The following is a 22,050-nucleotide window of genomic DNA, read 5'->3' as shown; positions in this document are numbered from 1 at the left end:
TTTTCCGGCCCCGGCGCGATGCCCGTGCGGCGTCAGCGCCGTACCACCCAGCGCGGCAGCCAGTCCGCGCCCTTCGCGGTGGTGAGCCGCGTCTGCCCGGTGCCGTCCGCACGCATCAGGTACACGTCCGTGTCGCCCTCGCGCTCGGACACGAAGGCCAGGTACTTCCCGTCCGGGCTCCACGCCGGCATGTCGTCGCGGTGCGTTCCGTCCGTCACCGCCACCGGCGTGCCACCGGCCGCGGGCACCCCCCAGATGCGGCTCCGGCCCTCCGGCAGGCGGCTCACGAACACCAGCTTCTGCCCGTCCGGGCTCCACGCCGCCTCGCGCTCCTCGCCCTCCACCGCCGCTCCGGACACGGGCCGCAGGTTCGACCCGTCCGAGCGCACGAGGTAGAGCTTGTCCTGGCCCTGCCGGTCGCTGATGAACAGGAGCCACTTCCCATCCGGGCTCCACTGCGGCGAGCGGTCCTCCTTGTGGAAGGCGGTGATGCGCCGCTCCTGCGTCCCGTCCGCGCGCGACACGTAGATTTCCGGGTCGCCCTCGCGGCTGCACACGTAGGCCACCTCCGTCCCGTCCGGCGACACCGACGGCTCGAAGCAGCCCTGCGGCACCTGCGTCAGCGGCACCTCCTCCGTGCCCTCGCGCGGCTGGAGCTTCACCACGTCGCTGAAGCCCTTCGCGTCGGACTCCGCCACCAGCCACGTGCCGTCCGGAGACCAGCTCGCGTTGCGCGCGCGCGCCCGGGGCACGTGCAGCTGCAGCGCCCTGCCTCCATCCAGCGGCACCACGCGCAGCTGCTGGAACTGGAGCCCGCCCTGCTCACGCACGGCCACCACCAGCAGGGACTTCCCGTCCGGTGACGGCGGGCCGGGGTACTCGTCCTCCTCGCCCTTCGTTACCTGCGTCTCCTTCCCATCCGGAGTCACCAGCCACACGTCCTTCTGCCCCGCCCGCTCCGACAGGAAGGCCACCACGCCCGGAATGGCGCGGGCTTCTTCCTTCGACAGCGGCCCGGCGCCGGACGACGCCCCGCCACACTGGCCGGAGCACCCGACGCCGAGCACGGCGAGCGCGGTGAGCCACCGCGCCCGCCACGGCCAGGAACGCTGCATCCGTTCGAGGCCCCGCATCGTCATGTCAGCGGACCTGGATGGCGTCCGCCATGACGACGTAGCCCGTGGCCGCCCAGCGGCTGAGCTGCACCTTGTTCCAGCCCGCGGGGAAGCTGTACGTGCCCAGCGTGTTCCACTTGCTGCCGTTGGCCTGCTGGTTCACCGTCACCGTCACGTTGCCCGAGGACGTGGTGATGATGAAGGGCGCGGCCGGAGAGCGGTTGGTGCCCTGCACCCACCACGCGTCGATGGTCTTCGTGGCGGCCGCCGGCAGGTAGAACTCGAAGACGGCCGGCTCGGAGACGGCCTCGGTGGCGGCGTAGTAGTAGCCGCTGCCGTAGTAGCCGGCGCTGTAGCCGTCCGTCCACGTGCCCACCGTGGAGAAGCGCGCGTTGGCGGCGTTGTTGTTGGCGTTGTTGCTGTCCACGACGATGGTGCCCGTGGAGCCGCCGTCACCGCAGTAGCTCTTCACCTTGCTGATGTACGTGGACCACGGCCAGTTCGGACCCGGGTCCGTGCGCGAGGCCGGCTGCAGGCGGCCGTGCGCGACGATGTGGTAGCTGTCGCGGACGATGCCGCGGCCCTGGGAGATGTCGCAGGACAGCTTCGCGGAGGCGTCAATCTGGCCGGTGGGGAACGACGTCTGGCTGGCGTAGCCGCCGTGCTCGATGCCCACGGAGAAGTGGTTCACCGAGGTGCCGTTGAGGCCGCACATGACGCTGCCGTTGAGGCTGCAGTCATAGGTGGCGCCCACGTGCCAGGCGCGGTTGGCCTCGCTGACGAGCTGCGAAATCTCGCTGCCGCTCTCGTTCACCACGTAGTGCGCGCTGACCTGCGAGGCGGAGTTGGTGAGCCAGCTCCAGCAGCTCGAGTACGAGCCCTCACAGGTGTGGATGACGATAATCGAGATGTCCGTGCCCGACGGACGCGAGTTGTAGTTGGGCGACGGCCGCCAGATGGAGGCCGCGTAGTCCGGGCCGGAGGCCAGGGCGCGCATGCTCGGCAGGGTGAACTTCGCGTCCACCGCGGTGGGCTCCAGCGAGACGGCGACCTTGCCCTCGGGGGTGAAGGCACCGGCGCCCTCGCGCAGGGCGGCGTACACCTCGTTGTGGATGTAGTTCGCCTGCGCGTCGGGGCTGGTGATGTCCGTCAGGCGGATGACGGCCGGGGCCCACGCGCCCAGGTCCGCGCGGTCGATGCCCGCCTCGGTGGCGTACTTCGACAGCAGCGCGGCGCCCGCGCGCAGGTTGGCGAGCGCGTCGGTGCGCACCGCCTCCTCCGTGACGCCGGCCAGGGCGGCGCCGTCGGCGATGTTGTGCCCGCGCAGGGCCAGCAGACCGTGCGCGGAGGGGATGCCGTCGAACTCCTGCTCGCCGTGGATGAACTCCCAGCGCGTCTCCGCGTAGGAGATGGCCTTGAGCAGGTTCACCGGGACGTTGAACTCACCGGCGGCCTTGGCGAACAGCGCGTCGAGCTGCGCGGGGGTGCGGCGGGCGGCATCCGCCACCGCGCGGGCGGCGTCCTGGGCCGCCGTGGACGGCGTCTCGGAGGTGGGGGGCGCCTCCGGGGCGGGCGTCTCCGGCTGGGGGCCGCAGGCGGTCAGGGCCATCGCCGCGGCGGTGGCCGCGAGCGTCTTGCGCAACAGGTGCATGGGAACTCCTGTGAGGGGGAACGGCAGCTCCACGGTCCGCCCCCACTTTCCGGGAGCGGCGCAGGGGCGCGCCTTGAGCAGCATGCGTGCCAACCGCGCTCTCCCTGGGAAAACCTCAATTTCCGACTCCAGGTGGAGCATGGATGCTCCACTCGCGAGTCAGGAAATCGGCCGCAGCCCGGGCCAATCCGCCTCGCAACCCACCGGAATCACGGCCATATGGCGCTCGCGTCCCCCGGACCAGAGCCTCCGGGTGCCCCTTCCGTGTCGCACTGCCCCATTCCGAGACAGGCTCAGCGTAAACAAATATTACATATTTATCGTATTTCTCTCCTTTTGGCGTGGGAACGGAAGAATGAGGCGCGGGCCGCCCCTCCGGAGCCCAGGCCGGGAGGCTTGACGGTGCCGACATGGACGGAGGCTTCCGCTATGAGGAGGTGCATGCGGCTCTTCGGAATTGGCGACACGCACCTGCCCTCCACGCGGCAGAAGGACATGCACCGCTTCGGGTGGACGGAGCATCCGCTCCCGCTCCAGCGCGCGTGGGACGAGAAGGTGCGCCCGGAGGACGTGGTCATCGTGGCCGGCGACATCTCCTGGGGCACGCGGCCGCACGAGGTGCTGGAGGACCTGGCGTGGCTGGACGCGAGGCCGGGGCGCAAGGTGCTGGTGCGCGGCAACCACGACTACTGGTGGGGAGACTCGGCATCCAAGCTGCGCAAGCTGCTGGAGCCGTACAAGACGCTGGAGGGCTTCCTCCACAACAGCGCCGTCGTCATGGGCCCGTGGGTGATTGCGGGCAGCCGGCTGTGGACGGCCCCCGAGGCTCCGCCCATGCCCGGCGGGGAGATGGGCGACGAGCCGGCGGACCTGGGCTACGTGGAGCGCGAGACGCGGCGGCTCGCGGCGTCTTTCGAGGACGCGAAGAAGAAGGAGGCGGCCAGCCCTACCCCGCTGGTGCGCGTGGTGGCGGTGCACTTTCCACCCGTGTACGCGAACCAGAAGGCCACCGCCTTCAGCGAGCCGATTGAAGCCTTCGGCCCCAAGGTGTGCGTCTATGGACACCTGCACGCGGAGGGCATCTCCGCGGGCTTCACGGGAGCGCGGGCCGGGGTCAATTACGTGCTGGCGTCATGCGACGCGGCGCGCTTCGCGCCGGTGTTGCTCGACGAGGTGTGAGGTGTGAGGTTCCGGCAGTCCGGCTAGATTCCCGCCGCTTCCCTCCGGGGCCGAGGGCGGGGAGCAGGAGTGGGTGCATGCCGTCCAACAAGGCGGAGCTCGCCGCTCGCATCGCCGCCGCGAGGCAGGGCGACACGGTGCGGGGGCTGTTCTTCAAGACGGTGTTCAACCTCGTCGACCAGCACGGCGGCCCGCCCGCCGTGAAGGCGGTGCGCGAGGGCGCGCTGGCGACGGACTATTGGGAGGTGCGCTCGTACCCCGTGCAGGACTTCCTCACGCTGCTCTACCGCGCGGCGGACGTCCTGGAGGACACGCTGGGGCCGGAGAACGCCGTCTACCACGCGTGCGGTGAGACGGGCGTGACGCGCTACTCCACCGGCCCGGGCATGCTCATCTTCGGCATCATCTCCCGGGGTGACCCGCAGAAGCTCTTCGCGGGCGCGCAGATGGGCTACAGCGCCGCCGTGTCCTACGGCAGCCGGGAGTACCTCACCACGGGGCCCAGGTCCGGCACGCTGCGCGTACGCCGGGACATGCTGCCACCCGCGTATCACGAGGGCATCCTCACCGGCGCGCTGAAGGTGCTGGGCTTGAAGGGGAGCGCGCGCGCACGGGCGCACGGCGTCGACCGCGTGGACTACGACATCCAGTGGGAGTAGCGCTCAGGCGCTTTCAGTCCACGCGGGTGTACGTCACATCGAGCTCGGCGACGACGCGCTCACCCACCGAGGCCTGGCAGGTGAAGGTGTGCTCGCCGCCCTGGTGCGAGCGGCGGTGCGCGCCGAACGTCACCGTCTGGCCGGCGAACGCGAGGCTGTCCGCGGACAGGCGCACGTCCTTCGCGAGGCAGCGCGCCCAGGGCGCACCCTCCAGGCGGCGCAGCAGCGTGGTGGCCACGCGAGTCATGCCGCTGGCGACAATGGCCACCGGCATCACCGGGTGCAGCGCGAAGTGGCCCTTGCACATGTCCGGCGTCACGGGGCCGAGCGTGGCGTTGAGGGACTCGCCGTCCGCGCGCCAGTCGCGCAGGTCCAGCGGCTTGCTGTACGGGTTGGTGCGCAGCTTCGCCCACTCCTCGGGGGTGCGCTGGATGCCGTCGTCACGGCGCGGCTCGCGGCGCATCTCCTGGCGCGCGGTGCCGAACAGGCGGGTGAAGGCGGCGGCGGAGAGGACGTTGTAGTCCACCTCCAGGCGGAACAGCGGCGTGCCGTCCTCGAGCGACAGCAGCGTCTGCGCGGTGGCGGTGCGCTTGCCGGTGAACTGCGCGCGGGCCAGGCCCCAGAGCAGCTCGGTGGAGCGGGCCATGGCCTCCGGGCGCAGCCACTGACCGCGCGCGCCGCAGGCCAGGTAGAAGTGCTGGCCGTCCTTCGGCGCCATCAGCGCGGACGCGCACGAGCCGAGGATGGCCAGGTGACGCCCCGACTCCGCCAGGCTGATGGGCATGGCCTCCGCGTCCGGGTCCTGCTGCACCGGAATGCGCGCCACGACTTCGCCCTCGCCCATCACCGTCACGTCCTTCAGCGCGTAGTACGGGTCGCGGACGCAGATGCGCGGGTACAGGTCCGCGTGCGCCAGCACCGTGTGCGGAGCCAGGCCCGACAGCGTGCCCAGCGGCTCATGCGCCGGCGTCCAGTTACCGGTGGAGGTGCCGACGGTGGCGAGCGAAGGAGCGGAGGCGATGGGGGCGGCGTCGAGCATGGAGACTGACCTCTATTCGGACACGGGGTGTCGGGGGACACCTGCTCGCCTTGTAACCGAGGGAGCTTCCGGTGGTACAGAACTTTTTCTGTTACCCGGAAAAATTCTCGGCCGAACGTCCGAAGAGTTGCTTCCACCCGGTAAATTTATGTCGATGACATAAATTCGAGCATGGCTCGGCTGGGTGGATTTCGCTCCACTGCGCACAAGAGCCGTACCCGACGCAGGGAGTCAAGCTCGGACTGGGGTGAAGCCCACCCGTTGGCCGGCAAATGTCCGCCAATGAATTCAGGGATTTAGGTGACTCCGGGTTGGAGGCACACGAAGTCCGCACTCTCAAGGACACAGGAAGCAGAGCGGTGGCGCACGGGCCTTGCGGCTACCAGGGTGCGTCCTGGAAGTCCTTGAGGAAGCGGCCGTGGACGGGCTGCCCCTGGAGGCCACGAAGGATGGGCTCGCAGACGCGGGCGGCGGCGTCGGTGCCGTCCAGGGGCGGGGAGAAGCCCTCTTCTTCCATGCGGCGGCGCCGGGAGTCGGGGTTCTCGTTGGAGACCCAGCCGGGGTCCACGCTGTTCATGTAGATGCCGTCCCGGGCGTAATCCTCGGCACAGGTGCGCGTCATCATGTTGAGCGCCGCCTTGGCCATGTTGGTGTGCGGGTGGAAGACCGTCTTGCCGCGGCGCTCGAACTGGCCCTCCACCGCCGAGACGTTGACGATGTAGCGGTCCGGGAAGGGCGAGCGCAGCAGCAGCGGCTTCAGCCGGCCGTTGAGCAGGAACGGGGCGATGGCGTTGACCAGCTGCGCCTCGAGGACCTCCACCGGTGGCACCTCGTCCAGCCGCTTCACCCAGGCGTTGTCCTCCTCGCGGGCGGGCGGGAGGTCCAGGGCCTGGGGCGTGGGGCTGGTGATGGGCAGCAGCGCGCCCGCTCCAGGCAGTGCTTCCGGAGCCGCGAGGCCGGGCAATGCGTGGACGAGCGCCAGTGTCGGGGCCTCCAGCGCACGGGACAGCGCGTGCTCGTGGGCGAGCAGCGCGGCACTCTGGTCCGGAGAGAGGCGCACCGTCTGGGCCGCGTTGTTGACGAGGATGTCCAGGTGCGGCTGCGTCGCGCACAGGTGCTCGGTGAAGGCGAGCACGCGCTGCGGGAAGCGCAAATCCAGCTCATGGAGCACGAGCCGCTCGCGCCACTGCGCGAAGTCGGGCTCGCGCGAGAAACGCAGCGCGGCGTCGTGGGGAAAGCGCGAGGTGACGTGCACGTGCGCGCCGTCGCGCAACAGCCGCAGCGCCACGTGGAAGCCCACCTTCACGCGGCCGCCCGTCACCAGGGCGCGGCGCCCTTCGAGGGAGACGTGCTGCCCCCGCCGTGACTCGCTGAGCTCCGCGCACGCGGGACAGAGGGACAGGTAGACGGGGTGGAGCTGGGTGAAACCCTGCTTGCACACGTAGCAGCGCCGCGCGCGGGAGACGTGGGCGGGTGCTTCGGACTCGCGGGGCGTGGAGAAGTCGCGGACGCCGTTCTCCTCGCGCCGGGCGTCCAGGAGCGCCTGCACGGTGGTGCGGTCCGCTTCGCTGACGGCGCGGTGGCGCTGCCGGCGCAGGCGCTTCTTCATGCCCCGCTGCACCTGCGTGGCGGCGCGCTCCACCGTCTGTCGCACCGGGTGGTCATCCGGGAGCCGGGCCACCGCACGCAGCACGTCCAGGCACCGGGCCACGTCCTCCGCCGAGGGCTCCACCGCGTCCGAGGACTCCACCGCGTCGTCCTTCCTCATCCGCCCTCCGCGCCGTGACGGGTGCCCGGGCGGAAGTCGGCCGGATTCGAACCAGCGTCCTCCGCATTGGCAATGCGGCGCGACAACCGCTGCGCTACGGCCCCGCCCGAGCGAGGCCAGCGTGACGTGCTCCAACGGGGGCCGCAACAGGCAGTGCCCGGATGGGACCGACCGGATTCGAACCGGCGTCCTCCGCCTTGACAGGGCGGCGCGACAACCGCTGCGCTACGGCCCCACCCGAGCCGGGTCAGCGTGACGCGCGCGGCCGTGCGGCGCAAGCGCTCGGGTGGAAACCGGCCGGATTCGAACCGGCGTCCTCCGGTTTAGCAGACCGGCGCGACAACCGCTGCGCTACGGCTCCCACCCGAGCGGGCGGAAGCCTCTCGCGCGTGCCCCGGCCGCGCAAGCCGGGACTCGACGCACGCTCACAGCTCCACCTGGCTGCCCAGCTCCACCACGCGGTTGGGAGGAATCCGGAAGTACGCCGTGGCGCTGCGCGCGTTGCGGCTCATCCATGAGAACAGCGCCTCGCGCCACACCGCCATGCCCGGCTTCTTCGTCGGAATCAGCGTCTCCCGGCCCAGGAAGAAGCTCGTGCCCATGAGCTGGAACTGGAGCCCCTTCTCCCGGCAGCGCTTCAGCACGTCCGGAATGCTCGGGTTCTCCATGAAGCCGTAGCGCGCCACCACGCGCACGAAGCCCTGCTCCAGCGGCTCCACCTCCACGCGCTCCCCGCCCGGCACGTGCGGCACCTCTTCCGGGACAATCGTCAGCAGCACCACCTGCTCGTGCAGCACCTTGTTGTGCTTCAAGTTGTGCAGCAGCGCCGGCGGCGTGCCCTCCGCGTTGCCCGTCATGAAGATGGCCGTGCCCGGCACCCGCACCGGCGGGTGGTCCCCGAAGCTGTCCAGCAGCTCCTTCAGCGGAATGCTCGCCGCGCGCAGCTTGCCCGCCAGGATTTCGCGCCCGCGCTTCCACGTCGTCATCAGCGTGAAGATGACCACCGCCATCAGCAGCGGGAGCCAGCCGCCGTCGGCAATCTTCACCGCGTTGGCGCCGAAGAAGGACATGTCCACCAGGAAGAACACGCCGGCAATCGGCAGGGCCACCGCCCGGCTCACGCCCCACCGCTCGCGCGCCACGATGTAGGCGAGGATGGTGGTAATCGCCATCGTCGTCGTCACCGCGATGCCGTACGCCGCCGCCAGCGCGCTGGACGAGCGGAAGCCCAGCACCAGCGCCACCACGCCCAGCATCAGCACCCAGTTGAGGCCGGGCAGGTATATCTGCCCCATCTCCTCCGCCGACGTGTGCACCACCTCCATGCGCGGGCTGTAGCCGAGCTGCATGGCCTGGCGGGTAATCGAGAACGCGCCGGAGATGAGCGCCTGCGAGGCGATGATGCCCGCCCCGGTGGCCAGCACCACCAGCGGGTAGAGCGCCCAGCCCGGCGCCAGCAGGTAGAACGGGTTGCGCGCCGCGCTCGCGTCGCGCAGCAGCAGCGCGCCCTGCCCCAGGTAGTTGAGCATCAGCGCCGGCAGCACCAGGACGAACCACGCCCGGTCGATGGGCTTGCGCCCGAAGTGGCCCATGTCCGCGTAGAGCGCCTCGCCACCCGTCACCACCAGGAACACCGAGCCCAGCACCAGGAAGCCGTGCCCACCGTTGCGGATGAAGAACTCCGCGCCCGGCACCGGGGACAGCGCCCACAGCACCGCGGGGTTGTGCACCAGCTCCTTCACGCCCAGCACCGCCAGCGTCAGGAACCACAGCGTCATGAAGGGCCCGAACACCGCGCCGATGCCCGCCGTCCCGTGACGCTGCACCAGGAAGAGCGCCAGGATGATGACGAGCGTAATCGGGATGACGTAGGGCTCGAAGACGGGCGTGGCCACGCTCAGGCCCTCCACCGCGCTGAGCACGGTGATGGCCGGAGTGATGATGCCGTCGCCGTACAGCAGCGACGCGCCGAAGATGCCCAGCGTCATCAGCACCGGCCGCGGCGTGTAGGCCTGCCCGCGGGGGCGCTGCATGGCCAGCGCCATCAGCGCGAGGATTCCGCCCTCGCCCCGGTTGTCCGCCCGCATCACGAAGATGAGGTACTTCACCGAGACGACGATGATGAGCGACCAGAAGATGAGCGACAGCACGCCCAGCACGTTGTCCGGCGTGGGGCTGATGCTGTGGGGCCCGTGGAAGCACTCGCGCAGTGCGTACAGCGGGCTCGTCCCGATGTCGCCGTAGACGATGCCCAGGGCCCCCAGGGCCAGGAGCGCTGTTCGCTTGAAGGTGTCTGGAGACTCCCGGACCGCATCTGCTCCCGGGACTCCCGTCGTGGTGGCTTTCACGCCCCCCGCTTTAGCCGAACCCGGGCCATGAGCAACGGACGTGACACGGCGCCCCCCGCTTTCCAACGGCCGGGTGCGACGGTGTGTGCCCGAGTGAGCGCGCACCGCGAGCCACAAGACCGCGGAGCGGGGTTGCGCGTACGAGGCCAACGGTCCGAGCCGCGAGGTGTTCTCCACCCGAGACGCGAGCCGGGCCCGGCACACCAAGGTCCTGCCCCCATGCGTGAGGTCCATGGTCCCATTCCCAAACGGGGGCGCGATGAACAGGTCGGCAGCATCCAGATGGGGTGAACCCTGGCAGTACGGGGCCCAAGCACCGGAAGTGGAAGAGCGGTTGGCGTTGCTGGCCGAGGCCTCGCGCGTCCTCGCCGACGTCAGCCTGGAGCCCCCGGCCGTCATGGAGCGGCTGTGCGAGCTGGTGGTGCCCCTGCTCGGCGCGGCGTGCGCGCTGCGGCTGATGTCCGAAGATGGACGGTGGCTGCGCACGGTGGCGTCCGCGTCGGCGACTCCGGAGACGCGGCTCCTCTTCCAGAGCCTCGTCGCGCCCGTGCTGCGCGCGGACGAGGGCCCGTCCGCCGAGGTGCTGCGCTCGGGCCAGGCGCTGTGGGTGCCGCGCCTGGAGGTGGAGGAGCTGCGCCGCCTGGTGCCGCCGCAGCACCACGGGCTCCTGGAGCGCATTCCCTTCTTCACGCGCTCGCTGGTGCTGCCGCTGCGCGCTCGGGGACGGGGGCTGGGGACGCTGACGGTGTGGCGGGAGCCGGCGGCGGCGCCCTTCGAGGCGGGAGAGCAGCTCCTCCTCCAGGAGCTGGCGGACCGGGCCGCGCTGGCGCTGGACGTGGCGCGCGCCTATGCGGCGGAGCGGCGGGCCCGGCAGTCGGCGGAGGTGGCCGCGGGCCGGCTGGCGCGGCTGCAGCGGGTGACGGCGGAGCTGTCCCAGGTGCTCACCGCGCCGCGCGTGGCCGAGGTGGTGGTGGACCAGGGCGTGGAGGCGGTGGGCGCGCGCGGAGGGGGCTTCTGGCTGGTGGAGCCCGGAGACGGCCAGGCGCGGCTGCTGCGCTGCACGGGTGAGGACGCGCGCATGCTGCCCGGCGTGTTCGGCGTGGTGCCGCTGGAGCAGTGCACGCCCATCACCGAGTCCATCCGCGAGGCGCGCCCGGTGTGGCTGGAGACGCCGGACGCGCTGCGGACCCGCTTCCCGGAGCTGGCGGCGCGGTGCCGGATGGCCCAGGGGAATGCAGCGCCTTCATCGGTGTGCCTGCCGCTGTCGGTGGACGGGCGCGCGCTGGGGACGCTGCTGTTCACCTTCTCCGAGCCGCGCGTCTTCGACGATGACGAGCGCGCCTTCCTGGAGCTGCTCGCGCACCATGCGGCCCAGGCGCTCGCGCGGGCCCGGCTGCTGGAGCAGGAGCAGCGCGCTCGGGCGGCCCTGCGCGAGGCGCACCAGACGCTGGCCGCCATCATCCAGGCGTCCCCCGCGGCCATCATGCTGCTGGACATGGACGGCACGGTGCGGCTGTGGAATCCGGCCGCGGAGCGCATGTTCGGGTGGACGGCGGACGAGGTGCTCGGCCAGGTGCTGCCGGGAGTGCCCGAAGCGCGGCAGGAGGAGTTCCACCGCGACTTGGAGGGCGTGGCACAGGGACGGGTGCTGTCCGGCGCGGAGACGGTGCGGCAGCGCAGGGACGGCACGCCCATCCAGGTGGCGCAGTGGACGGCGCGGGTGTGCCCGCCGGGCGGCCCCGCGCAGTGCCTGGGCATCGTCGTGGACGTCACCGAGCGCCAGCGCAGCGAGGACGCCCAGCGCTTCCTCGCGGGCGCGGGTGGCGTGCTCGCCGCGAGCCTGGAACAGGAGGAGACGCTGAAGCACGTGGCGCACCTCGCGGTGCCCAAGTACGCGGAGGCGTGCGGCGTCTTCCTCGCGGAGGAGGCGGGAGAAGTCCGCTGCGTGGCCACGGCCTCGGACGAGGGTGCGACGCGAGGCATCCCCGCCCCCGGCCTCGACGTCGTGTCACAGGTCATCGCCTCGGGCGAGCCCGCGCTGCACACGGGGCAGGAGTCGGACACGCCGGACGCGTGCTCGTGGCTGTGTGTGCCCTTGCAGGTCCGGGGACAGGCCTTCGGCGCGCTGACGTTCGTCACCTCCCGCCGGACCTACGACGCGCGGGATTTGGAGCTGGCGCAGGAGCTGGCCCGACGCGCGGCGCTCGCGCTCGACAACGCGCGCCTCTACCGCGAGGCACGGCAGGCCATCCACCTGCGCGAGGAGTTCCTCTCCATCGCCAGCCACGAATTGAAGACGCCCATCAGCGCGCTCCAGCTCCAGGTACAGACGCTTCAAGCCGCGCTGACGCGCTCGCCCTCGGGCATCCCCGCCCCTCGCCTGCAACGGGCCCTCGAAGTGGTGGAACGCCAGCTCAAGCGCCAGACGCAGCTCGTGAACGAGCTGCTCGACGTGTCCCGCATCAGCGCGGGACGGCTGGAGCTCAGCCTGGAGTCGTTGGACCTCGGCGCGCTGGTGCGCGAAGTGGCCGAGCGCTTCGAGCCGGAGCTGGCCCGCACCGGCACACCCCTGGAGCTCGTCCTCGCGCCGGATGCCCTCGGACAGTGGGACCGGCTGCGGTTGGACCAGGTGCTCACCAACCTGCTGTCCAACGCGGTGAAGTACGGCCGGGGCCAGCCCGTGCACGTGGAGCTGACGGCCACCGACACGCACGTGCGCGTGGACGTGCGCGACGCGGGCATCGGCATCGCCGCCGAGCACCTGTCACGCCTCTTCCACCGCTTCGAGCGCGCCGTGTCCGAGCGCAACTACGGCGGCTTCGGGCTGGGGCTCTGGATTGCGCGGCAGATGGTGGAGGCCATGGGCGGCCACATCGCCGTCAAAAGCAACCTGGGCGTGGGCTCCACCTTCACCGTGGAGCTGCCCCGGACTCGCGCCGAGGGGTGAGGGGCGGCTTCACCGTCCCACCCCCGGCGGCATCCAGCTCACGGCCTCGGGAGCGAGGGCGGCCTTCTCCCGCACGCCCCCTCCCCTCGGGGCCCCGCGACTCACAGCGCCAGGAGCAGGATGGCTGCCTTCTCCTCGGCGGAGGCGGCCAGGAACTCGTCCGGCAGCCAGACCTCGGACGGAGGCGTGGAGGCCACGTCGCAGCTCCGCTTGCCCATGTACTTCCGGCCCTCGTCCTGCGCCTTCAGCCGGTAGGTGCAGTCACGGACGTAGACCTTCAGCTCGCTGGGGCTCAGCTTCAGGTCCACCGGACGCCCGCCGAAGCCGCCCTTGGCGACCAGCGCGTCCCCCTCCTTCGACACCTTGAGGTTCACCTGGGCATTGCCCAGAGAGCCCGTCACCTCGCCCGGCTTCAGCGCGAGGGTGACGACACCCAGGTACGTGCGGCCCCGCAGCTCGCCGGGCGCGCGCGTAATCTGGAAGTCCTGTCCCGTGACTTCTCCCGCCGTCATCACGAGGTTGTACTGCTCGCGGGCAATTCGCAGGTTGATGGCGTCCTCTCGGGGCGCCGACACCGCGGCCCCCGCTCCCAGCAGCATCCCCACCACCAGCACACCCCGGCGCAGCGGCATCAGAAAGCGCTTCATACGGAATCCTCCCTCTCCCAGAGCATGGCTCCAGGAGTCATAACGTCCGTCCGCACCTCACATACCGGCCCGTCCACCACCCGACGCCAACCCCCGGGAATCACACACCGAAGAACCTGCGCACGGCCCCGCCCACCCCTCGGAGCCGGCCTGCCCGCCTGCCTGCCCGCCTGCCTGCCCGCCCGTCCCGTACCGAGGACGGAGGCCGGTGTCCGATGTGCCATACCCCGACTACTTCGAGCCCGAGGCCTCACCGCCCCGCGGACTCGAAGCGCTCGGCGTCCCCAGGTGCTTCTCCAGGAACATCAGCGCGGTCATCTGCGCGTAGTCGCGGTTGGGCTTCTTCTGGAAGCCGTGGCCCTCGTCGGTGGCCAGCAGGTACCAGACGTCCGCGCCGCGCTTGCGCACCGCCTGGACAATCTGCTCCGCCTCCGACTGAGGCACGCGCGGGTCATTGGCCCCCTGCTGCACGTAGAGCGCGGCGCGAATCTTCTCCACCGCCGTCAGCGGAGAGATGCGCTCCTGCACCTTGCGCACCTCCGCGTCTCTTTCGTCGCCGTACTCCGCGCGCCGCAGGTCCTGGCGATACGCCTGCGTATTCTGGAGGAAGCTGCCCAGCGAGGAGATGCCCACCACGTCCACCGCCGCCTTGATGCGCTCCGGGTAGAAGGCCACCGACGCCAGCGTCAGGTAGCCGCCGTACGAGCCGCCATAGACGCCCACCCGCGCCGAATCCAAATCCTTCCGCGACGCGATGAAGTCCAGCGTCGCGCCGATGTCCGCGAGGCTCTGCTCGCGCTTCACGCCGTCGTCCATGGCCCGGTACGTCTTGCCGTACCCATCCGAGCCGCGCACGTTGGGCACCAGCACCGCGATGCCCAGCTCCGTCACGAGGTACTGGTTGAAGTTGCTGAAGATGGGGAGGCTCTGCGACTCGGGGCCGCCGTGGAACACGACGACGACGGGCACCTTCCCGGTGGCGTTCTTCGGCTTGTAGAGGAAGGCCGGCACCGTCACGCCATCGGTGGACGGGTAGCGCACCAGCTCCGGCTCCGTGAAGATGGACGTGTCGATGCCGCCCACCTCCGAGCGCGTCCACCGCGTGGGCTTGCGCGTCTTGAGGTCCACCGTCCATACGTCCAGCGGCGAGCGCGCATCGCCCATGGCGAAGGCCAGCAGGTCCGAGCGCTGCAACGGGAAGCGCAGCGCAGCCACCACGCCCTTCGGCACGTCCAGCGGCGACAGCTTCTGCGTGCGCGTGTCCAGCAGGTACATACGGGTGTAGCCGTCTTCGTTGATACCCACCGCGAGCTGGCGCCCATCCGAGGACAGCGTCGCGCCCACCACGTTCCACCGCACCGACTTCGTCAGCGACGCGGGCGGCTCGGTGAAGGGCGCCTTCGCGAGCTCCAGGCGGTACAGCTCGTTGAAGTCGGAGTAGCGGTCCGTCACCAGGTACACGGCCTGCCCGTCCTGCGTGAAGACAGCGGCGCCGACGCTGCCCTTGCCCTCCTTCGGCGTGAGCTGGCGCCGCTCGCCCGTCTTCAGGTCCACCACGTACAGGTCCGCGTCATCCACCGCGCGCCGCCGCACGACGAGCAGCTTCGAGCCGTCCGGAGAGAACTCCACCGGCAGCCACGTGCCTTCCGCCTCGGTGACACGGCGGGCCTGGCGCGCGTCACTGGTGGGAGCCACGTACACGTCCGTGTCCTTGCGGTTGCGAGCCGTGCCGCCGTACGTGAGCCAGCGGCCGTCGCGCGACACGCGCAGTCCTTCGTGGCGGCTCTTGCCATCGGTGAGCAGCTCCGAGCGCCCCGTGCGCCGGTCCAGCTTGAAGAGCTGGAAGAACTCACCGCCGCCCTTGTCCTGCAGGTAGTAGATGGCTTGCGGATTGCCGGGCTGGAAGCGCGCGGTGTTGATGGGCTCGTCCGAGAAGGTGAGCTGCGTTCGCGCGCCCATGGGCATCTCCACCACGTGGAGCTGGTTGGTGTCCGCGAAGCGCGTGGAGATGAGCACCTGCTTGCCGTCGTCCGTCACGTCCATCAACGCGGCCGCGCGTGCCTCCAGGTACTGGTCCAATCGCTGGCGCAATTCCGGCGGCACCGGCGGCACATTGCTCACCCAGACATTCGGCTGCCCCGGCAGCTGGGCGATGCCAGGCACCTGTGATGGCGCCTTGGACGCGGGGGCGACCTGCGCCGTGAGCAGCGACACGATGAGGGGAAGGGCTCCAAGGTTCATGGTGCGCGCACGCTAGCAGCGCGCCTGGAGCCGGGCACACGGCGCCCGTTCGCGGCGGCCCCATCAACCAGGTTCGAGGGCTCTTTTCGTAAGGGCCGCCAACGACGTGCCGCCCTCCCTGACGGGGTGACGGCCTTCGACCACGGGAGAGACACATGCCGAAGAGCTTCTGGAGGAACAGGTTCCTGGTGGCGGCGCTGGCCGCTTCGATGTCCACGCTGGGAGCGGGCTGCGGCGATGATGACGACGACACGCCCGGAGACGAGCAGCCCGAGACCGCGCGGCTGCGCGTCATCCACGGCTCCCCGGACGCGCCCGCCGTGGACATCTACGCCGCGGGCCAGACGACCCCGCTCTTCACCAACGTGAAGTACGGCGAGACCACCTCCTACGCCACCGTGCCCCCGGGCACGTACAACGTGCAGATTCGCCCCGCGGGCGCTCCGGCCAGCTCGGACCCGGTGTACTCCACCGGTCCGCTGACGCTGGGCTCGGGCGCCACGGTGAGCGCGCTGGCCGCCGGCCTGCTCGCGTCCACGCACAATGGGGAGTCCTTCCGCGTGCTGCCACTGGCGGAGGGCTTCGGCGCCGCGGCGGACGGCCGAGCGCGCGTGCGCATCGTCCACGCGGGCGCGGATGCTCCCACGGTGGCGCTGGACGTGGGGGATGACGGCTCGTCCGAGGTGACGGCCCTGCAGCGCTTCCAGGACACGGGCGCCGCCGGCGTGGACCTGCCCGCGGGCCAGTCCTTCCAGGTGGGCGTGCGCGCGGGCAACGCGAAGGTGACGGCCTTCACCATTCCCGCCCTGCCCTCGCGCGGCGAGGTGTTCGTCATCGCCACCGGCCAGCTCTCCGCCAAGCCGGGCGCGGCCAACGGCTTCGGCCTGCTCGCGCCCGGCGTGGGCCTCATCCGGCAGAACCCCGTCGTGTACGCTCTGCACGCGTCGCCGGACGCTCCGCCGGTGGATGTCTTCGCGGGCACCGCGCAGCTCGTGGATGACCTCGAGTTCGGCGAGCTGTCCCCGCCCATCCAGGTGCCGCCGGGCACGTACACGCTGGATGTCTTCGCGCACGCGGCCGGCGCCACGCGGCCCTCCGGCAATCCGGCGGCCAGCGACTCGACCTCCGCGCTCCAGTCCGGACAGCGATACCTCGTCGTGGCCTCGGGCTTCCTGACACCCGCGCACGATGACCCGGCCGACTCCACCTTCGAGCTGCTCGCCTTCGCGGAGGGCTTCACCCCGGACGCGGACAGCATGAGGCTGCGCGTGGTGCATGCGTCGCCGGACGCGCCCGTGGTGGACGTGGCACCGCTGGAGAACAACCAGGTGCCCCCGGCCGCGGCCTTCAACGACGTGCCGTACCGGCAGGCCTCCGCCGCCGAGGGCCTGGAGCTCCCCTCGGTGCAAATCACCGTGGGCGTGGCCGCCGCGGCCGCGAGCAACCGCGCGCCGGTGGCCCGCTTCGCGCTCGACACCTCGCCCTTCATCCGCAGGGGCATCTTCGCGGTGGCCGCGGGCGCGTTGTCGCCCACGGCGGGCGGAAACGAGGCGTCCTTCCGGCTCGTCGCCGTGGACACCAGCGTCTCGCCCTGGGCCGCCTTCACGCTGCATCCCCTGGCGCCGTAGCCGACAGACGTACCCCGGCGGGCGCCACGGTTCGTCCTCCTCCGTGGCGCCCGCCGTTTTCAAACCTCGTAACACTTCACGCCGTGAGCCGTACCCCGGTTGCTGGAGTCACCTCACCGCCGTGCGCCGCACCGCGGCTGCCGCCGTTCGCCTTCCCTGGAGCCGTCCCGCATGGAGCGCCTCATCGCGTGCCTGTTCCTCGCGCTGCTGTGCGGCGCGTGCCTGGAGCCCATCCGCGGCGCCGCGGACCTGGAGTGCGCACCCGAGGTGTCGCCCGACGCCTGCCAGCCCTTCGCACAGCGCGGTCTGGCGCAAAGGGTGACGGTGGGCAGCCAGCATGCGTGCGCGCTGCTGGAGACGGGCGCCGTGCGCTGCTGGGGCGGCACCGGCCTCGTCGGTGATGGCACGCGCGCCCTGCGTCCCACCGCCGTCGACGTACGCGGACTGGGCTCGGGCGTCCTCGCGGTGAGCGCCGGGGAGATGCACACCTGCGCCGTGCTGGAGGGCGGCACGGTGCGCTGCTGGGGTGACAACTCGCGCGGCCAGCTCGGCACGGGGGACACGCTGCCCGCGCTGGAGCCGGTGGAGGTCCCCGGCCTCGGCGCCAACGTGGTGGCGGTGGCCACCGGGCAGGCCCACTCCTGCGCGCTGCACGCGGGCGGACGGGTGACGTGCTGGGGCGCGAATGAGCGGCTCCAGCTCGGCGGTGGCAGCTCCACGCAGAGCCCCCGCGCCGTGCCCGTGGAGGGCCTACCCGCCAACCTCACCGCGCTCACCGCGGGCGCCACCCATACGTGTGCCGCCACCGCGGCTGGCGAGGCGTGGTGCTGGGGCAGCAACACCTCGGGCGAGCTCGGGGATGGGCAGTCCGGCGTGGACCGCTCCTCGGGCCCGGTGCGCGTGGAGGGACTTCCAGGGCCGGCGCGCGCGCTCACCTCGGGCGGTGGCCACACGTGCGCACGCGTGGGGGATGGAGACGTCGCGTGCTGGGGCGCCAACGCGACGGGCGCGCTGGGAGACGACACCGCGCTCGACAGCGCGCGGCCCGTGCGGCCCGTGGGGCTGCCGCCGGGCATCCGCCAGGTGCGCGCGGGCTGGGCCTTCACCTGCGCGGTGGGCCCGGACGGTGACGTGCGCTGCTGGGGACAGAACCAGGCGGGGCAGCTCGGTGATGGAACGCGGCTGCACCGCGCGGCGCCGGTGCGCGTGATGGGCCTGGACGGAGAGACCCTCGACGTCGCCGCGGGCATGACGAGCGCCTGCGCGGCCCTGCGCGACGGACGCGTGCGCTGCTGGGGCGGCAATGCGTGGGGACAACTGGGTGACGGCTCGCAGACGGACACCCTGTCGCCAGTCACGGTGGAGGGCCTCGATGCACCCTAGCGGAGGACGACATGTCGCCACTGGAGCATGACCCGGAGCTGCTGGCGTCCTTCCGCCGTGGAGAGTCCGCCGCGCTGGCGCGGGTGTACCAGGCGTACGCCGCCCACGTGGCGCGTTTTCTCTCACGCACCTACGTGGCCCGAGGGCCCTCGGGCCCCACCCGCGTGGGCCCGCTGGATTTGGAGGCCGCTCACCAGGAGACCTTCGTCCGCGCCTTCCGCGAGCAGGCGCGGCGGGACTACGACGGCGTGCGCCCCTACGAAGCGTGGCTCAACGCCCTGGCGCGGCAGGCGGCGGTGGACGTGCTGCGCGCGGCGGGACGCATCGCTCGCCATGCCGTGCCCCTGGATGACACGCCGCTGATGGAGCGCCTGGCCACCGATAGCCCGAGCCCGGAGGACCGCGCCCTGGAGGCGGAGACCCGGGAGCTGGTGCGCCGCTTCCTCGGCGGGCTGGACGCGGCGGGGCGACGATTCGCGGAGCTGCGCTTCGTGCAGGGACTGTCCCAGGAGCGCACCGGCGCGGCGCTCGGGATGTCGCGGCAGGAGGCCCGCACGCGCGAGGCGAAGCTGCGGCGCGCGCTGATGGACTTCCTCTCCGCCGAGGGCTGGCTGACCTCCGAGCCCGGCGCCGTCCCCTCCATGGCCGCCGCCGCTTCGGTGCTGGCCCTGCTGTTTCCCAACTTCGTGCCCTGAAGGGAGATGCCCATGCCCCTGCTCCAACCGCACGTCGACCGGCACCTGGCGCGGCTGGCGGCCTCGGGCGCGCTGCCGCCCCGGCTGTGGAGCCGCGTGCTGCGCCATGCGCGCGGCTGTGAACGGTGCGGCCCCCGGTACGAGCGTGTAGTGCACATGCGGCGCGTGCTGGCGCATGACACGCTCGGAGAGCCCACGCACGAGGAGCTGGAGTCCATCGCGGCGCTCGGGCTGAACGCCGCGCTCGCATCGGCGGCGGGTGGGGCTTCCCCGGCGCGCGGTGGGGTGCGCACCTGGATTGCGCGGAGACTCGAGGCCTGGCGCCCACGAGGTGCCGCCCTCGGCGTGGAAGGAACGTTCATTCCGGGGCGCGTGGCGGCTCCGAACCCGTGGGACGGCCTCGGCCGGGCCTGGGCACTCGTAGCCGCGGCGGCGTGCGCGCTGCTCCTGCTGGCTCAGCCCGAGGCAGAGGAGCAGTGGGCCGCCCGGGGCGAGGGCGGCAACGCCGTGCTGCGGCTGTTCTGTGTGCCCGAGGACTCGGCGCTGCGCGAGGTGAAGAGCGAGGGTGCGTGCCCTGCTGGCGCGTCGCTCGCCTTCGCGGCGGGCGGGCGTGCGCCCCTCACCCACGCGGTGGTGATGATGCGCGGAGCGGGGGGCACGCGCGTGGAAGGGCCCTTCGAGGTGAAGAGCCCGCCTGGGGCCGAGGCGGCGCTGGACGTGACACCGCGCCTGCCCGACTCGGGCGAGGTGGAGATAACGGCCGTCTTCGCCACCAGCGCGGCGGCGGCGCTCGCGGCCGCACGGGGTGAAGCCACGGAAGGTGCCGTCCGCATCCAGCACCGCGTGCGCGTGGAGGTGGCGAAGTGAGCGCGCTCCGTGTCGGGCTCGTCGTCATCCTCGTGCTCCTGGCGCCACCGCCCTCCGCGCTCGCGACGTCCGAGCCCTCCGCGGCCCTCGTGAGGGAGCAGGACGCGCCCCTCGTGCGACGTGCCCTGGTGGTGGCCCACAACGGCAGCGACGCTCCCGGCATGCCTCCGCTCCGCTACGCGGATGACGACGGCGTGCGCTGGGCGGAGGCGCTGCGCCGGCTCGGCGTGGATGTGGTGCTGCTCACCGTGCCGGATGCGGACACCGCGGAGACGGAGCGCGAGCGGCTGACCGGTGTCCGCGCTCCCACCGTGGCCGCGCTGGACGAAGCCGTGTCCACCCTGGCCCGGCGCAACGCGGAGGACCGCGCGCGGGGCCGCGCCGTGGACTTCCTCTTCGTCTACGTGGGCCATGGCCGCACGGGCGACTCGGGCCGCGCGTACCTGACGCTCGCGGATGGGCGACTCGACCAGGACGCCCTCTACGGCCGCGTGGTGGAGCGACTGGAGGCGGACTACGTGCATCTGCTCGTGGACGCCTGCCACGCGGCGGGAGTGGTGGGCAGCCGCGGAGGAGACCCGAGGGTGCTCCGCCGGCTGCGCCGCGCCCTGGAGCAGGAGCGCCTCGCCGGCCACCCGCGCGTGGGCGCTGTCTTCGCGGAGAGCGACGAGGGCGAGACGCACGAGTGGTCCCGCCTGCGCGCCGGAGTCTTCAGCCACGCGGCGCGCTCGGCGCTCCTTGGTGGCGCGGACGTGAATGGCGACGGCCGCGTGGAATACAGCGAGTTGGACGCCTTCGTCGCCTCGGCGATTCGCGGCGTGAAGTCCCCTCGCGCGAGGCTCGCGGTGCGCACCTTTCCGCCCGCGCTCAACCCCACCCGCTCGCTCGTGGGCCCGGCTCCCGAGGGCCCGCGCTTGAGGCTCCCCGCGAGCCCCGGCGGCGCACGCATCTCCGTGGAGGACACGCTGGGCGTCCGGCTCGCGGACGCGCACCGCACCGCGGGCGAAGCCCTCGTCCTGGCCCTGCCCGAGCGCGACGCCTACTGGCTGCGCATGCCGAACGGCGAGGCCCGCGTGCGGCGCTCGGAGTTGGAGGCCCCGAGGCTTCCCGAGCCCGGCCCACCGGAAGTGGCTCAGCGCGGCGCCGCCGAGGAGAGCCTCCTCCAGGGACTCTTCGCCCTGCCCTTCGGTCGCGACTTCTACGAGGGCTACGTCACCTCCGCGGGAGTCCCCGCCGTGGCCTTCTCCGCGCCCGTCACCACGCCAGAGTCCCCCGCGCCATCCCGCGCCCTCGGCCTGGACGTGGGCCTCACCGTGGGCGGGGCACCGCTCGACGGGCGGGGCCTGTCACGAGGGCTCGCGCTCTCCTGGCGTGCGCCCGGCCCCGGAGGCCTGCTGCGCTGGGGCGTTCGAGGGAGCTATGCGCTGGCTCCGGACGCGTGGGTGGACTCGGCCACGTTGCAGCGGCTGTCGCTGCTCGCGCTGGGAGGCCTCAGCGGACGGGGTGCGCTCGCACCATTCGCGGAGGTGGGTGGCGGGTGGCTGATGCTGGTGGTGGACCGGCCGGGGAGGCGCGAGGGTGACTCCGCGGCACTCACCGTGCGAGCCGCCACGGGCCTCCGGTGGAAGACGGGCGACTTCGCGCTGCGAGGCACCGTGGGCGTGGACCTCGACGGCGTGCGCGTGGACGGAGACCGCCGCTGGACGTGGGCCCCCGGATTCGAGCTGGGACTGGAGCGCTGACACCTGGTGACAGGACCTGCTTGGGCGGGCGCCACGGCATCGCTCCCGTCCACGCCGTGCACGCCCACTGTGAACGGCGTTGTCAGTTCTGCCCGCGCGCTCGCGCAAGCGCGCGGAATCAGGCCCTGCTTCGGGTGGCAG

General features: G+C 71.8%; 15 protein-coding genes and 3 tRNA genes. 8 read left to right on the top strand and 10 right to left on the bottom strand.

Translation table 11 applies throughout. The features are described from left to right. Nucleotides 1-32: 32 nt before the first annotated feature. Both ACVTJA_RS02865 and ACVTJA_RS02860 read right to left on the bottom strand, forming a co-directional pair. Complete coding sequence (locus tag ACVTJA_RS02865) at nucleotides 33-1,133, bottom strand: TolB family protein (RefSeq protein ID WP_465840758.1); 1,101 nt, start codon at nucleotides 1,131-1,133, stop codon at nucleotides 33-35. Between the two features lie 7 nt (nucleotides 1,134-1,140). Continuing rightward, entirely contained in the window at nucleotides 1,141-2,766 is a 1,626-nt protein-coding gene (locus tag ACVTJA_RS02860) for a golvesin C-terminal-like domain-containing protein (RefSeq protein ID WP_465833581.1), read from the bottom strand. 441 nt (nucleotides 2,767-3,207) lie between these two features. Between ACVTJA_RS02860 and ACVTJA_RS02855 the strand changes: the two genes are divergently transcribed. Continuing rightward, nucleotides 3,208-3,945 carry a metallophosphoesterase gene (locus ACVTJA_RS02855; protein ID WP_465833579.1) on the top strand — a complete coding sequence of 246 codons (738 nt, stop codon included), beginning with the start codon at nucleotides 3,208-3,210 and terminating at the stop codon, nucleotides 3,943-3,945. Between the two features lie 77 nt (nucleotides 3,946-4,022). Continuing rightward, nucleotides 4,023-4,604, top strand: coding sequence for a TIGR02265 family protein (locus ACVTJA_RS02850; RefSeq protein WP_465833578.1), 582 nt, complete (start codon nucleotides 4,023-4,025; stop codon nucleotides 4,602-4,604). Nucleotides 4,605-4,617: 13 nt separating this feature from the next. Here the strand turns inward: ACVTJA_RS02850 and ACVTJA_RS02845 are convergent, their stop codons facing one another. From ACVTJA_RS02845 to ACVTJA_RS02820, 6 genes are all read right to left on the bottom strand, one after another. Beyond that, entirely contained in the window at nucleotides 4,618-5,643 is a 1,026-nt protein-coding gene (locus tag ACVTJA_RS02845; protein WP_465833577.1) for a hypothetical protein, read from the bottom strand. Between the two features lie 379 nt (nucleotides 5,644-6,022). Next, complete coding sequence (locus tag ACVTJA_RS02840) at nucleotides 6,023-7,411, bottom strand: SDR family NAD(P)-dependent oxidoreductase (protein WP_465833575.1); 1,389 nt, start codon at nucleotides 7,409-7,411, stop codon at nucleotides 6,023-6,025. A gap of 31 nt (nucleotides 7,412-7,442) precedes the next feature. Further along, nucleotides 7,443-7,515 (bottom strand) — tRNA-Gly (locus ACVTJA_RS02835). Between the two features lie 58 nt (nucleotides 7,516-7,573). Then, nucleotides 7,574-7,646: transfer RNA gene (locus ACVTJA_RS02830), tRNA-Asp, on the bottom strand. 53 nt (nucleotides 7,647-7,699) lie between these two features. Further along, nucleotides 7,700-7,772 (bottom strand) — tRNA-Ser (locus ACVTJA_RS02825). A 64-nt stretch (nucleotides 7,773-7,836) separates the two neighbouring features. Then, nucleotides 7,837-9,759, bottom strand: a complete 1,923-nt coding sequence (locus ACVTJA_RS02820; RefSeq protein WP_465833573.1) for a potassium transporter Kup — start codon at nucleotides 9,757-9,759, stop codon at nucleotides 7,837-7,839. A 334-nt stretch (nucleotides 9,760-10,093) separates the two neighbouring features. Here ACVTJA_RS02820 and ACVTJA_RS02815 point away from each other — a divergent pair, with 334 nt between their 5' ends. Next, nucleotides 10,094-12,706 (top strand): sensor histidine kinase, encoded by a 2,613-nt coding sequence (locus ACVTJA_RS02815; protein WP_465833571.1) that lies wholly within the window; start codon nucleotides 10,094-10,096, stop codon nucleotides 12,704-12,706. 101 nt (nucleotides 12,707-12,807) lie between these two features. On the opposite strand, the gene ACVTJA_RS02810 is transcribed toward ACVTJA_RS02815, so the two are convergent. Together ACVTJA_RS02810 and ACVTJA_RS02805 are read right to left on the bottom strand one after the other, a co-directional pair. Continuing rightward, the gene (locus ACVTJA_RS02810) at nucleotides 12,808-13,353 is read right to left on the bottom strand and encodes a hypothetical protein (RefSeq protein ID WP_465833569.1); all 546 of its coding nucleotides are present in this window, start codon (nucleotides 13,351-13,353) and stop codon (nucleotides 12,808-12,810) included. A 231-nt stretch (nucleotides 13,354-13,584) separates the two neighbouring features. After that, nucleotides 13,585-15,594, bottom strand: a complete 2,010-nt coding sequence (locus tag ACVTJA_RS02805; protein WP_465833568.1) for a S9 family peptidase — start codon at nucleotides 15,592-15,594, stop codon at nucleotides 13,585-13,587. Between the two features lie 155 nt (nucleotides 15,595-15,749). Between ACVTJA_RS02805 and ACVTJA_RS02800 the strand changes: the two genes are divergently transcribed. From ACVTJA_RS02800 to ACVTJA_RS02780, 5 genes are all read left to right on the top strand, one after another. Then, nucleotides 15,750-17,222, top strand: a complete 1,473-nt coding sequence (locus ACVTJA_RS02800; RefSeq protein ID WP_465833567.1) for a DUF4397 domain-containing protein — start codon at nucleotides 15,750-15,752, stop codon at nucleotides 17,220-17,222. A gap of 171 nt (nucleotides 17,223-17,393) precedes the next feature. Further along, on the top strand, nucleotides 17,394-18,605 hold the full coding sequence (locus ACVTJA_RS02795) for an RCC1 domain-containing protein (RefSeq protein ID WP_465833565.1): 1,212 nt from the start codon (nucleotides 17,394-17,396) through the stop codon (nucleotides 18,603-18,605). An 11-nt stretch (nucleotides 18,606-18,616) separates the two neighbouring features. Further along, on the top strand, nucleotides 18,617-19,300 hold the full coding sequence (locus ACVTJA_RS02790; protein ID WP_465833564.1) for an RNA polymerase sigma factor: 684 nt from the start codon (nucleotides 18,617-18,619) through the stop codon (nucleotides 19,298-19,300). Between the two features lie 12 nt (nucleotides 19,301-19,312). Then, a complete protein-coding gene (locus ACVTJA_RS02785; protein WP_465833562.1) occupies nucleotides 19,313-20,167 on the top strand; it encodes a hypothetical protein in 855 nt (284 codons plus the stop codon). Then, a complete protein-coding gene (locus ACVTJA_RS02780; protein ID WP_465833561.1) occupies nucleotides 20,164-21,909 on the top strand; it encodes a caspase family protein in 1,746 nt (581 codons plus the stop codon). The genes ACVTJA_RS02785 and ACVTJA_RS02780 overlap by 4 nt, the downstream gene beginning before the upstream one ends. The last annotated feature ends 141 nt before the right edge of the window (nucleotides 21,910-22,050 follow it).

The sequence above is a fragment of the Pyxidicoccus sp. M6 genome, assembly GCF_055568925.1.
This window is presented reverse-complemented; position numbering and strand designations above follow the sequence as displayed.

What these genes read in the sequence shown, in the direction of transcription:
- ACVTJA_RS02795 (WP_465833565.1), top strand. Translation starts at nt 17,394, where the DNA reads ATGGAGCGCCTCATCGCGTGCCTGTTCCTCGCGCTGCTGTGCGGCGCG.
- ACVTJA_RS02845 (WP_465833577.1), bottom strand. Translation starts at nt 5,643, where the DNA reads ATGCTCGACGCCGCCCCCATCGCCTCCGCTCCTTCGCTCGCCACCGTC.
- ACVTJA_RS02790 (WP_465833564.1), top strand. Translation starts at nt 18,617, where the DNA reads ATGTCGCCACTGGAGCATGACCCGGAGCTGCTGGCGTCCTTCCGCCGT.
- ACVTJA_RS02840 (WP_465833575.1), bottom strand. Translation starts at nt 7,411, where the DNA reads ATGAGGAAGGACGACGCGGTGGAGTCCTCGGACGCGGTGGAGCCCTCG.
- ACVTJA_RS02855 (WP_465833579.1), top strand. Translation starts at nt 3,208, where the DNA reads ATGCGGCTCTTCGGAATTGGCGACACGCACCTGCCCTCCACGCGGCAG.
- ACVTJA_RS02850 (WP_465833578.1), top strand. Translation starts at nt 4,023, where the DNA reads ATGCCGTCCAACAAGGCGGAGCTCGCCGCTCGCATCGCCGCCGCGAGG.
- ACVTJA_RS02800 (WP_465833567.1), top strand. Translation starts at nt 15,750, where the DNA reads ATGCCGAAGAGCTTCTGGAGGAACAGGTTCCTGGTGGCGGCGCTGGCC.
- ACVTJA_RS02860 (WP_465833581.1), bottom strand. Translation starts at nt 2,766, where the DNA reads ATGCACCTGTTGCGCAAGACGCTCGCGGCCACCGCCGCGGCGATGGCC.
- ACVTJA_RS02785 (WP_465833562.1), top strand. Translation starts at nt 19,313, where the DNA reads ATGCCCCTGCTCCAACCGCACGTCGACCGGCACCTGGCGCGGCTGGCG.
- ACVTJA_RS02805 (WP_465833568.1), bottom strand. Translation starts at nt 15,594, where the DNA reads ATGAACCTTGGAGCCCTTCCCCTCATCGTGTCGCTGCTCACGGCGCAG.
- ACVTJA_RS02810 (WP_465833569.1), bottom strand. Translation starts at nt 13,353, where the DNA reads ATGAAGCGCTTTCTGATGCCGCTGCGCCGGGGTGTGCTGGTGGTGGGG.
- ACVTJA_RS02865 (WP_465840758.1), bottom strand. Translation starts at nt 1,133, where the DNA reads ATGCGGGGCCTCGAACGGATGCAGCGTTCCTGGCCGTGGCGGGCGCGG.